General features: G+C 62.1%; 11 protein-coding genes. All 11 read left to right on the top strand.

Features of this window, described 5'->3' with window-relative positions:
• Positions 1-123 precede the first annotated feature (123 nt).
• The 11 genes from pyrH to lpxB all read left to right on the top strand — a co-directional run bounded on the left by pyrH (position 124) and on the right by lpxB (position 11,545).
• Positions 124-846 carry a UMP kinase gene (pyrH, locus tag AC0L2Z_RS09985; RefSeq protein ID WP_023801221.1) on the top strand — a complete coding sequence of 241 codons (723 nt, stop codon included), beginning with the start codon at positions 124-126 and terminating at the stop codon, positions 844-846.
• A gap of 122 nt (positions 847-968) precedes the next feature.
• Complete coding sequence (gene frr / locus AC0L2Z_RS09980) at positions 969-1,523, top strand: ribosome recycling factor (RefSeq protein WP_077384157.1); 555 nt, start codon at positions 969-971, stop codon at positions 1,521-1,523.
• 32 nt (positions 1,524-1,555) lie between these two features.
• Complete coding sequence (locus AC0L2Z_RS09975; protein WP_473627747.1) at positions 1,556-2,287, top strand: isoprenyl transferase; 732 nt, start codon at positions 1,556-1,558, stop codon at positions 2,285-2,287.
• Positions 2,284-3,114, top strand: coding sequence for a phosphatidate cytidylyltransferase (locus AC0L2Z_RS09970; protein ID WP_473627746.1), 831 nt, complete (start codon positions 2,284-2,286; stop codon positions 3,112-3,114). The genes AC0L2Z_RS09975 and AC0L2Z_RS09970 overlap by 4 nt, the downstream gene beginning before the upstream one ends.
• A 134-nt stretch (positions 3,115-3,248) precedes the next feature.
• Complete coding sequence (gene rseP / locus AC0L2Z_RS09965; protein ID WP_473516748.1) at positions 3,249-4,391, top strand: RIP metalloprotease RseP; 1,143 nt, start codon at positions 3,249-3,251, stop codon at positions 4,389-4,391.
• A 217-nt stretch (positions 4,392-4,608) separates the two neighbouring features.
• On the top strand, positions 4,609-6,954 hold the full coding sequence (gene bamA / locus AC0L2Z_RS09960; protein WP_473627744.1) for an outer membrane protein assembly factor BamA: 2,346 nt from the start codon (positions 4,609-4,611) through the stop codon (positions 6,952-6,954).
• Between the two features lie 180 nt (positions 6,955-7,134).
• Entirely contained in the window at positions 7,135-8,193 is a 1,059-nt protein-coding gene (gene lpxD / locus AC0L2Z_RS09955) for a UDP-3-O-(3-hydroxymyristoyl)glucosamine N-acyltransferase (RefSeq protein ID WP_287138617.1), read from the top strand.
• A gap of 1 nt (position 8,194) precedes the next feature.
• A complete protein-coding gene (gene fabZ / locus AC0L2Z_RS09950; protein ID WP_023801228.1) occupies positions 8,195-8,653 on the top strand; it encodes a 3-hydroxyacyl-ACP dehydratase FabZ in 459 nt (152 codons plus the stop codon).
• Positions 8,654-8,666: 13 nt separating this feature from the next.
• The gene (gene lpxA, locus AC0L2Z_RS09945) at positions 8,667-9,500 is read left to right on the top strand and encodes an acyl-ACP--UDP-N-acetylglucosamine O-acyltransferase (RefSeq protein WP_473627857.1); all 834 of its coding nucleotides are present in this window, start codon (positions 8,667-8,669) and stop codon (positions 9,498-9,500) included.
• On the top strand, positions 9,487-10,389 hold the full coding sequence (locus AC0L2Z_RS09940) for an LpxI family protein (RefSeq protein WP_128244898.1): 903 nt from the start codon (positions 9,487-9,489) through the stop codon (positions 10,387-10,389). Before lpxA ends, AC0L2Z_RS09940 begins: the two co-directional genes overlap by 14 nt.
• Positions 10,379-11,545 (top strand): lipid-A-disaccharide synthase, encoded by a 1,167-nt coding sequence (lpxB, locus tag AC0L2Z_RS09935; protein ID WP_473627743.1) that lies wholly within the window; start codon positions 10,379-10,381, stop codon positions 11,543-11,545. Before AC0L2Z_RS09940 ends, lpxB begins: the two co-directional genes overlap by 11 nt.
• The last annotated feature ends 150 nt before the right edge of the window (positions 11,546-11,695 follow it).

Below are 11,695 nucleotides of genomic sequence, written 5' to 3'. Positions count from 1 at the left end.
TGCCGGTTCCGGCGCCGCGTGACATCGCAGCGCCCTTCGTGTATCGGAACGCCAATGTTTCGGGGCAGCGCCTGAGCGGGGAAGCCGCCCCGGGCGCGTCACACGCATAATGATGAGGACCAGATGACGGTGAAGCCCCTCTACCGACGTGTCTTGCTGAAAGCGTCGGGCGAAGCGCTGATGGGTGAGCAGCATTTCGGCATCGACGTGTCGGTGGTCGATCGCATCGCCGCCGACATCGCCGAGGCCCGTACCCTGGGCATCGAGGTTGGGGTTGTCATTGGCGGCGGCAACATCTTTCGCGGCGTCGCCGTTGCCTCCAAGGGCGGCGATCGCGTCACCGGCGACCACATGGGCATGCTCGCCACCGTCATCAATTCGCTGGCGCTGCGCACCTCGCTGAACAAGATCGGGGTCGACGCGGTGGTGCTGTCTGCAATCGCCATGCCTGAGCTTTGCGAGAGCTTTTCGCAGCGCCAGGCGACCGCCTACATGAACCAGGGCAAGGTCGTCATCTTTGCCGGCGGCACCGGCAATCCGTTCTTCACCACCGATTCGGCCGCGGCGCTGCGCGCGGCGGAAATCGGCGCCGACGCGCTGTTCAAGGGCACCCAGGTCGATGGCGTCTATTCCGCCGATCCCAAGAAGGACCCGCATGCGACCCGCTTCGAGCGGATCAGCCATGGCGAAGTCATAAAACGCGGTCTTTCGATCATGGATACGGCCGCGATTGCACTTGCGCGCGAAAACAACATCCCGATAATCGTCTATTCGATCCACGAGAAGGGTGGTTTCGGTGATATTCTGAGGGGCGGCGGACGTTGCACGGTCGTCACGGACGACTGATCGGGAGCCCGATGCCGAACCGAAGGTTTTCCGTAGGCGAAAAACGGGAACCGGTTTTCGGATCGAGGCTTGAATACGGGTTACCCTGAAGTGAATCCGGCTAACGGGTCGAGGAGACGATGATGAGTGGCGAATACGATGATCTCAAACGGCGCATGGACGGGGCGATCGCTGCGTTCAAGCACGATCTGGCTTCGCTGCGGACCGGCCGCGCGTCTAGCAACCTGCTCGACGCGATCCAGGTGCAGGCCTACGGCACCACCATGCCGATCAACCAGGTGGCAAACGTGTCGGTGCCGGAGCCGCGCATGATTTCGGTTTCGGTCTGGGACAAGTCGATGGTCGGTGCGGTCGATCGCGCCATCCGTGAATCCAATCTCGGCTTCAATCCGATCGTCGACGGCACCAATCTCAGGATTCCGCTGCCCGAGCTCAACGAACAGCGCCGCAAGGAGCTGGTCAAGATCTCGCATGGTTATGCCGAGAATGCGCGCATCGCCGTGCGCCACGTGCGCCGGGACGGCATGGAATTCCTCAAAAAGGCGGAAAAGGACGGCGATATCAGCGAGGACGATCATCGCAAGCGGTCCGACCAGGTCCAGAAGCTCACCGACGAGATGATCGGCACCATCGACCATCTGCTTTCCGATAAGGAAGCTGAAATCATGCAGGTTTAGGGTCTGGCCACTGCTGGCTCGAAAGCGAGAACATGACAAGCCCCGCGCATGTCGCAATCATCATGGACGGAAACGGACGCTGGGCCAAGGCGCGTGGCTTGCCACGGCTTGCTGGGCATCGTGCCGGCGTCGAGGCGCTGCGCAACACGGTGCGCGCCGCTCCTGGCCTTGGCATCTCGTTCCTCACCGTCTACGCCTTCTCGTCGGAAAACTGGTCGCGGCCGAAGTCCGAAGTCAGCGACCTGATGGGCCTGTTGAAAATCTTCATCCGCCGCGACCTCGCCGAACTGCACCAAAATGGCGTGCGGGTCAGGATCATCGGCGACAGGGCAGGGCTGCAACCTGACATCAGGAGCCTGCTTGAAGAGGCCGAAACGCTGACCGTCCGCAACGACGCTCTGACCCTGGTCATCGCTTTCAACTATGGCGGACGCGACGAGATCGTGCGCACCGCGCGCAAGCTTGCCTGGGCGGTGGCGCGCGGCGAGCTCGACAGCGAGGAGATTACGGCCGAATCCTTTGCCGGCTCTCTCGACACCCAGGGTATTCCGGATCCGGAACTGGTCATCCGCACCAGCGGTGAGCTCAGGCTGTCGAATTTCCTTCTGTGGCAAGCGGCTTACAGCGAACTTGTCTTCCTGCCTTGCTACTGGCCCGATTTCAGCCGCGAGCATTTGGCTGACGCATTGCGCGACTTTGCCGGTCGCGAGCGCCGTTTCGGCGGGCTTGGCGCTGAAGGCGTCGCCGTGACAGCCAAGGGATGAGCAACCTCCAGCTTCGCGTTATTTCTGGCGTCGTGCTTGCGGTCGTCACGCTCGGCCTGACCTGGCTCGGCGGACTGCCCTTCCGAATGCTTTGCGCCGCCATGACGATCCTGATCTTCTACGAATGGACGCGAATGTGCCGCCCGGTCGCCGCCACGGGTCTTGGTCTTCTGCCGGAAGCGCTGCTTCTGGTTTTCGTCGGCGCCTTGGTCGCCGGCCTGCCGGCGTCCTGGCTGCTGCTTCTTGTGGCGGTGATGGTCGTTGTCACCGTGGTCGTGGCTTCGATGCACCAGACTTCGATGCATCAAACGGGACAGTGGGACGCGTCCGGCCTTGCCTATGCCGCCATTTCCGGACTGTCACTTGCTCTTTTGCGTGACGGCGACCATTCCGGCCTCGTCGCCATTCTCTTCCTGTTCGCGGTGGTTTGGGCGACCGACATAGCAGCTTATTTCGTCGGCCGCGCTGTCGGCGGGCCGAAGCTGGCGCCATCGATCTCGCCCGGCAAGACGCAGAGCGGTGCGCTCGGCGGCGCCGTCGGCGGCGTGGTTGCCGGGCTGCTTCTGGCCGCTGCGGCCGGAGCCGGCAATCTCGCAGTGCTCGGCGTCGTCGCGCTGGTGCTTTCGCTCGTCTCCCAGGCCGGCGACCTTTTCGAATCATGGGTGAAGCGGCGCCACAACCGCAAGGATTCGGGCACGCTGATACCGGGCCATGGCGGCGTCATGGACCGGGTCGACGGGCTTGTCGCGGCGGCTTTCGCCCTGTACGTCATCGGCTGGATTTCGGCGACCGCCGACCATCCGGCACAGTGGCTGTTTCCAGCTTGATCGGCATTGGCTCTTTATCGGCATTGATTCGGGGGCCTGGTTTCTTGACCTGCGCAGGATGCGCCATGGATTCGCCTGGATTGATGCCACAGTCGCGGTACCACCGTGCTGCGGACGAATTTTGAGGACATGAATTGAACGAGATTCTTCACGCGGTTTTCAGCACGGAGGGCTTTGTCCTCGGCACGCTGGTGCCTTTCCTGTTCGTGCTGACCGTCGTCGTGTTCGTTCACGAGATGGGCCATTATCTCGTCGGCCGCTGGTGCGGCATCGGCGTGAAGGTCTTTTCGATCGGCTTCGGCCCGGAACTCTTCGGCTTTAATGACAGCCATGGCACGCGCTGGAAACTCTGCGCCATTCCACTCGGCGGCTACGTCAAATTCGTCGGCGACATGAATGCCACCTCGAGCCAGCCCAGTTCGGAGGAGATCGAAACGCTGACGGCTGCCGAACGCAAGATCGCTTTTCACACGCAGCCGGTCTGGAAGCGCGCGGCAACTGTGGTGGCTGGCCCGCTGTTCAATTTTCTGCTGACGATCGCCGTCTTCGCGGTGCTGTTTTCCGCCTATGGCCGGCCCGTGCTGGAGCCAATGGTGGCTGAAGTCACCGCGGGCAGCCCAGCGGCCAGGGCCGGCATCCTGCCCGGAGACCGCTTCGTCAGCGTCGACGGCAGCAAGGTCCAGACCTTCGCCGACGTCCAGCGCCGGGTCTCGGGCCGCGGTGGCGACCCCATCACCTTCGTCATGCTGCGCGACGGCAAGGAGATCACCGTTACGGCGACGCCGGAATTGATGGAGCAGCAAGACGGGCTGGGCAACAAGGTCAAGGTGGCGGTGATCGGCGTCGTCAACAACCAGGAATTCGGCCAGCCCCGGCTGATCACTTACAGCCCGGTCGGAGCGGTAGGGGCGGCGGTCGAGGAGACCGGATACATCATTCAGCGCACCGGTCAGTTCCTGCAGCGTTTCGTTGTCGGTCGCGAAGACAAATGCCAGCTGGGCGGCCCAATCAAGATCGCAAAGATGTCGGGGCAGGCGGCAAAACTCGGCTTCGACTGGCTTGTGCAACTTGTCGCGCTGCTGTCGGTCGGGATCGGTATTCTGAACCTTTTGCCGATTCCTCCGCTCGACGGAGGCCATCTCCTGTTCTACGGCGTGGAGGCCGTCATTCGGCGACCGGTGTCGGAACGGATGATGGAGTTGGGCTACAGGGCTGGCCTGCTTCTCGTCTTGGGCTTCATGGGGTTTGTTTTCTGGAACGACCTGTTTGGATGCTGAAATCATGAAGAAATTTGGCTTCAGCACAGCCAATGTTGAGACGCCGTTTACCATGCGTGGGGATATGCGTGACGCGAAAGCCACGCAATTGGGTTAAGTAAATACAAATTAACCAGGAGCCTTGCGTGTAGGGAAAATCCGGTTAATACGGTAGGGGAAATTACCGCACGTCCGGTTTTCTCGCCGTGGGGACTTCGAGAAAAGGTACAAAAGCCCGATGAAGGCAGCATCCAAGTTTCTGAGCGCCGCGTCCGCGGTGGCCCTGTCCGCCGCCCTGGTCGTACCAGGTGCGCTCGCAGTGCAGTTCGTTGCCACATCGGCGGCCGAGGCCGCAGTTGTTTCAAGAGTTGAAGTCAGCGGCAATCAGCGTGTCGACGCCGAGACGATCCGCAACTACGTCACGATCAAGCCCGGCAGGCCGTTTTCCAGCGCCGATATCGACGAGGCGGTCAAGGCGCTGTTCGGCACCGGGCTGTTCTCGGACGTCCAGATCAACCAGGTCGGTTCGACGCTGGTCATCAAGGTTTCCGAATATCAGGTCGTGAACCAGGTGCTGTTCCAGGGCAACAAGAAGCTCAAGGACAACGCGCTGGCGGCCGCGGTCCAGTTGAAGCCGCGTGGAACGTTCTCGCAGCAGGCGCTCGATGCCGATGTCGAGGCGGTCAAGGCTGCCTACAGGCGTATCGGCCGCGACGACGCCGCCGTGACCACCCAGATCATGGATCTCGGCGACAACCGCGTGAACGTGGTGTTCAACATCAACGAAGGCGGCCGCACACAGATCGCGGCGATCAATTTCGTCGGCAACAGCGCCTATTCGAGCCGTCGCCTGTCCGATGTCATTTCGACCAAGCGCTCGACCATCCTTTCGTTCGTGCTGCGCGACGACGTCTATGACGAAGACAAGCTCAACGCTGACCAGGAGTTGCTGCGCCGTTTTTACTACAATCACGGCTATGCCGACTTCCAGGTGATTTCCGCGGTCGGCGAGCTCGACGAAACCACCAATAAATACACGGTAACCATCACCGTGCAGGAGGGCGAGCGCTACACCTTCGGCGACGTCAGCGTCGAGAGCACGATTCCCGAGGTCGACGGCGCATCGCTGCAGTCGGTGGTCGAAACCCACAAGGGCGATGTCTACAACGCCGAGAACGTCGAAGACACCATCATTGCATTGACCGAGAGGGTCGCCGGTTCCGGCTATCCCTTCGCCCAGGTCACGCCGCGCGGCGATCGCAATTTCGAGAACCACACCATTTCAGTGGTCTATACGATCGACCAGGGCACCAAGGCCTATGTCGAGCGCATCGAGATTCGCGGCAACGACCGGACACGCGACTATGTCATTCGCCGAGAATTCGACGTGAGTGAGGGCGATGCCTTCAACCAGGTTCTCATCCAGCGCGCGAAGAAACGGCTGGAAGCGCTCGATTTTTTTGAGAAAGTCGAGGTTTCGACCGTGCCCGGCTCTGAGCCTGACCAGGTGGTGCTGGTGGTCGACGTGGTCGAGAAGTCGACCGGCGAGTTCTCGGTCGGCGCTGGCTATTCGAGCGGTGGCGACACCGAAGGCCCAACCGTCGAAGGATCGATCAGCGAACGCAACTTCCTCGGACGCGGCCAGTTCATCAGGCTTTCGGCGGGCGGCGGCAAGAATTCGCGCGACTACAGCTTCTCCTTCACCGAGCCCTATTTCCTCGGGCGGCGCATTGCCGCCGGTTTCGATGTCTTCAACCGGACCAGGGAATACGACGACTACAAGAGCGAGACGCTAGGCGCGACAGTGCGTTTCGGCCTGCCGATCACCGACGACATCTCGACGCAGCTGGCGTATAATATCTCGCAGGAGAAGTACAAGCTCGACGATGATTGCGATCTCCCTGGCTGCACCGTCTCTACGGCTATCCTAAATGGCATTGCGGAAAGCCCGTGGCTCAAGTCGTCGGTCAGTCTCGGCCTGGTCTACAACACCATCGACGACATGAAGAACCCGCATGAAGGCATCTTCGCCAATGTCACCACGGAATTCGCCGGCCTCGGCGGCGACGCCAAATTCGTCAAGGTGACAACGCGCGGCAGCGTCTATCAGACGTTGTCGGAGCAGCTTGATCTGGTTGGTTTGATTTCGGGCGGGGCTGGCCATATCCAGGGCTTCGGCAACGACGACCTGCGCATCTTCGATCATTTCCAGAGCAGCGACCGCATGATCCGCGGCTTCGCCTATGGCGGCATCGGTCCTGTCGACAACCAGGGCTTTGACGACCATCTCGGCGGCACCACCTATTTCAACGCCTCGGCGGAAGCTCAGTTTCCGATGCCGATCATTCCGGAGAGCTTCGGCCTGCGCGGCGCGGTCTTTGCCGATGCGGCGACACTTTATGGCAACGATGTGGCGGGTGTTGATCCATCGACAACCAGCATGGAATGGCGTGCCTCGGCCGGCGTCGGCTTGATGTGGGCGTCGCCTTTTGGCCCGATCCGCATCGACTATGCGATCCCGGTCCTCAAGGAGGACACCGACGACGTGCAGGAATTCAACTTCGGCATATCGTCCCGGTTCTGATCGGCGGGCAACGATACGTCCGGGCCGTAGCGGTCCGGAAGAAAGTAATTCGACACTACGGCGCCGAGTGTCCTCCTGGACGCGCAAAGGACGCTGCAGGACTTTGATTTTGCGCATTATCCTTTCCGAAAATCGATTCCGATTTTCGGGGTCATGCGCTAGCTGGATATAGCTTCTGGAATGACCGATCCGGTGTTCTTCGCGCCATCACGCCGGTATACGGCTGGCGAAGTCGCGAATCTGACCGGCTCGGTGCTTGTCGATTCCGACCTCTCCGAAAGATCGATCGAAGCCTTGGCGCCGGCAAGCGAAGGCGGCGAGCACGCGCTTGTCTTTGTCGATGGCAGACGCAACTTCGCGCTGATGCAATCGCTGCGAGCAGCGGCGGTTCTATGCCCCGCCGAATTTGCCGGCAAGGCGCCGGCGGGTATCGCGGTTCTGATCCATCCGCGCCCGCAACAGGCGTTCGCGATGGTCGGCCGCCTGCTTTTCCCGGCGGCTGCGACACCGGCGCCGATGACCGGCGAAACCGGTATCTCGCCACATGCCCATATCGATCCATCGGCGCGCGTCGAGGCCGGCGCGATCGTCGAGGCCGGCGCGATCATCGGCCCTCGCGCTTCTATCGGCAGCGGAACCGTCATTGCTCCTCATGCCGTTATCGGTCCCTCCTGCCAGTTCGGCCGCGACGGCTATGTCGGCCCAGGCGCCAGCATCCAGTACGCGCTGATCGGCAACCGCGTCATCATTCATGGCGGCGCCCGCATCGGCCAGGACGGTTTTGGCTTCGTGGCCGGCGCCAAGGGCCCGGAGCGCGTGCCGCAAATCGGCCGGGTCGTCATCCAGGACGACGTCGAGATCGGCTCCAATACCACGGTCGATCGCGGCGCCATGTCCGACACGATTATCGGTCAAGGCACCAAGATCGACAATCTGGTCCAGATCGCTCATAACGTCCGCATCGGCCGCAATTGCATAATCGCCGGCCTTTCGGGTATTTCCGGTTCCGTAACGGTGGGCGACAACGTCACCATGGGTGGCGGTGTCGGTCTTGCGGATCACCTGACGGTAGGGACAGGGGCCAAGCTTGCTGCAAGAAGCGGGTTCATGAGCAACGTCCCCGCAGGCGAGATTTGGGGAGGGTACCCGGCGCAGCCGATGGCGGAAGCCATGCGGGAGATCGCAGCTCTGCGAAGACTGGCCAGGGCGCGCAAATCGGGCGACGGAGGGAAGAGCTGAGATGGTTGCGGCGACAACGCTCGAGGCGGTCGACATATTGGGGCTGATGAAGCTCCTGCCGCATCGCTATCCGTTCCTGATGATCGACCGCATCATCGATATCGATGGCGACGAGTCCGCCACCGGCATCAAGAACGTGACCATAAACGAGCCGCATTTCCAAGGTCATTTCCCGGATCAGCCGGTCATGCCCGGCGTGCTGATCGTCGAGGCGATGGCGCAGACGGCCGGCGCCATCTGCATCCGCAGCCTAGGCACCGAAAAACCGTCGCTGGTCTATTTCCTGACCATCGACAACGCCAAATTCCGTAAACCGGTCGTTCCCGGCGACCAGTTGAAGATCCATGTGAAGAAAATCAAGAAACGCGGCAACCTTCTCAAATTCGCCTGCGAGGCTCTCGTCGACGGCGTCAAGGCCGCGGAAGCCGAGATCTCGGCGATGATGGTCGCGAGCGACTGACGATCGAATGCTTATGAAAATCCAGACAGTCATCCATCCATCGTCGGTCATCGAGGCCGGCGCAAAAATCGGCGAAGGCGTCCGCATCGGGCCATTCTGCCACATCAGCGCCGACGCGGTGCTCGGCGACCGCGTCGAACTGGTCAGCCACATCTCGGTGATGGGCGCGACCACCATCGGTGCGTCGACCAAGGTGTATCCGATGGCGACACTGGGCGCGCCGCCGCAGAATAACAAGCACAAGGGCGGCCGCACCACGCTGGTCGTCGGCGAGAACTGCACGATCCGCGAAGGCGTGACCATGCACCTCGGCACCGATTCCAGCCGCGGCGAGACGACGATCGGTGACAACGGCAACTTCCTTGCCTACGCCCACATCGCCCATGATTGCATCGTCGGCAAGAACGCCACCTTCGCCAATCAGGCGACGTTGGGCGGCCATTGCGAGATCGGCGACAACGTCTATATCGGTGGTCTCAGCGCCGTTCATCAGTTTGTCCGCGTCGGCGACAACGCCTTTCTCGGCGGTTGCTCGGCATTCGTCGGCGATGTCATTCCCTACGCCATCGCGGTCGGCAATCGCGCCAGCCTTCGCGGCCTCAACATCATCGGCCTGAAGCGCGCCGGCCTGCCGCGCTCCGAGATCCACACGCTGCGCAAGGCCTACAAGACCATCTTCGATCGCTCCCGAACCGTCGGCGAAAACATCGAGTTCGCCAAGGCGGAATTCGCCTCGTCACCGACCGCCATGAAGATCATCGATTTCATCGTCAGTCGCGGTAAGCGGCACTATGCCGTCCCGTCGCTCAAGGCTGGCGGCGGCGACGATGCAGATGACGAAGATTGAGGGCACCCGGACGGGCCTTGATCTCGCGCCAGACGCCAGGGTCGGCATCATCGCCGGCGGCGGCAGTTTGCCGGTCGAAGTCGCCAAGGCGCTTGCTGGGCAAGGCAAGTCTCCCTTCGTGGTAATAGTGGCGGGCGAGGTCGACCGGATAGCCGACTTCGACGCCTATGAGCAGGCGACGTTGAGGCTGGAGGATGTCGGCTCACTGCTGCCGACGCTCAAAAATAGTCATGTTACCCATTTGGTGACAGCGGGCCATATCACACGCCGCCCCAGGCTGAGCGCCATGCGCCTCAATCTCGGCCTGCTCGCCTGGGTGCCCAGCCTTCTTGTCGGCGTAACCCAAGGCGACGACACCGTGTTGAAACTGTTCGTGCGAAGGGTCGAGCGCAGCGGCATCAAGGTGGTCGGCGCCCATGAGATCGTGCCGGAACTGGTCGCCGCCGAAGGCGCGCTGACCAAGGCAGCGCCGCGGAAATCCGACTGGCGCGACATCAAAGCGGCCCACGCAGCGGCAATGGCCATCGGCGCGCTGGATATCGGCCAGGCGGCTGTTGCGATCGGCGGCCGCGCCATCGCGCTGGAAGGCATCGAGGGTACCGACGGATTGCTCGATCGAACACGGCAGTTGCGCGGCCATGGCAGGCTGGCCGGCAGAACGCGCGGCGTCCTGGTCAAATGCGCCAAGCCTGGCCAGGAGTTGCGCGCCGATCTGCCCTCCATCGGCCCGCAGACGATCGAGGCGGCGCATGCCGCCGGACTTGCCGGCATTGCCGTCGAAGCCGGCCGCTCGCTGGTTCTCGAAGGCCCGACAGTCGTCGCTCGCGCCAACGCGCTCGGCCTGTTCGTGATCGGCCTGCCTGCTGCGGAGCCGGTGCATGGCGACTGAGCGACCGCTGAAGATCGCCATCGTCGCCGGCGAGGAATCCGGCGACCTGCTTGGCGCCGACATCGTAGAGGCGCTCAAGCGCGTGACCGGCCGCGAGGTCCGGCTCGTCGGCATCGGCGGCCGGCATTTGCAGGCGCTCGGCCTCATGCCGCTGTTCGACGGCGGCGAGATCGCGCTGATGGGATTGAGCGCCATCCTGCGCGATCTGCCGCGCCTGATACGACGGATCAGCCAGACGGCCGGTGCGGTCGCCAATGAAAAGCCGGACTGCCTCATCACCATAGACAGCCCGGATTTTTCGCTGCGCGTGGCGAAAAAGGTGCGTGCCGCCGATCCGGCAATCCCGATCGTCCACTATGTCTGCCCGAGCGTCTGGGCATGGCGGCCGGGCAGGGCGGTGGCGATGAAACCGTATGTCGACCACATCCTCTGCATCCTGCCTTTCGAAGTGAGGGAACTCGCCCGCCTCGGCGGTCCGACCGGCACCTATGTCGGCCATCGCCTTACCCACGATCCGGGCGTGCTCGGCGCCGCCAAGGCGCAAAGCCTGCCGCGCGACCTGTCCGACGATCGTGTGAAGACACTGCTTGTGCTGCCCGGCTCGCGTCGCGGCGAGGTGCGACGGCTGGCCGGCCCGTTCGGCAAGACGATCTCGATCCTGCGTGCGCGCGGACACCGCTTGCGCCTGCTGTTGCCGACGGTGCCGCATGTCGCCGACCTGGTCAGGGCTTCGGTGGCAAGCTGGGACGAGAAGCCGGAGATCATCCTTGATCCCGAGCGCAAATGGCAGGCCTTCGGCAAGGCCGACGCAGCGCTGATCGCATCGGGAACGGTGTCGCTGGAACTGGCGCTGTCGGGTGTGCCGATGATCTCCTGCTACCGGCTCGATCCGGTCATGCGGATGGCCCAACGCCTGGTCACCGTATGGAGCGCCTCCTTGCCCAATCTCATCGCCGACCGCCCGATCGTGCCGGAAAGCTACAACGAATATGTGCGACCGCACTACCTGGCGCGGCAGTTGGAGGCGCTGTTTTCCGATACCGCCTATCGCGCATGGCAGAAGGACGGTTTTGCCGAGGTGGCCAGACGCATGGCTGTCGACAGACCGTCTGGCGACATCGCTGCAGGGGTCGTGATGAGGTGTATCAAGCGGTGAATGGTGAAGTGGTGAATAGTGAATGGTGAATGGTCAAAATCGTGCTTGACCATAGGCCACAAAGAGACCCTGCTTCACTATTCACTATTCACTATTCACTATTCACTATTCACTATTCACTATTCACTATTCACTATTCACTATTCACTA

The organism is Mesorhizobium sp. WSM4850, from assembly GCF_055811735.1.
Note: the sequence above shows the minus strand (reverse complement) of the source record. Positions and strands in the feature narration are given on the sequence as shown.

Coding starts and splice junctions, on each gene's coding strand:
- fabZ (WP_023801228.1), top strand. CDS start 8,195: ATGGTTGCGGCGACAACGCTCGAGGCGGTCGACATATTGGGGCTGATG.
- bamA (WP_473627744.1), top strand. CDS start 4,609: ATGAAGGCAGCATCCAAGTTTCTGAGCGCCGCGTCCGCGGTGGCCCTG.
- lpxB (WP_473627743.1), top strand. CDS start 10,379: ATGGCGACTGAGCGACCGCTGAAGATCGCCATCGTCGCCGGCGAGGAA.
- lpxA (WP_473627857.1), top strand. CDS start 8,667: ATGAAAATCCAGACAGTCATCCATCCATCGTCGGTCATCGAGGCCGGC.
- pyrH (WP_023801221.1), top strand. CDS start 124: ATGACGGTGAAGCCCCTCTACCGACGTGTCTTGCTGAAAGCGTCGGGC.
- AC0L2Z_RS09975 (WP_473627747.1), top strand. CDS start 1,556: ATGACAAGCCCCGCGCATGTCGCAATCATCATGGACGGAAACGGACGC.
- AC0L2Z_RS09970 (WP_473627746.1), top strand. CDS start 2,284: ATGAGCAACCTCCAGCTTCGCGTTATTTCTGGCGTCGTGCTTGCGGTC.
- lpxD (WP_287138617.1), top strand. CDS start 7,135: ATGACCGATCCGGTGTTCTTCGCGCCATCACGCCGGTATACGGCTGGC.
- AC0L2Z_RS09940 (WP_128244898.1), top strand. CDS start 9,487: ATGACGAAGATTGAGGGCACCCGGACGGGCCTTGATCTCGCGCCAGAC.
- frr (WP_077384157.1), top strand. CDS start 969: ATGAGTGGCGAATACGATGATCTCAAACGGCGCATGGACGGGGCGATC.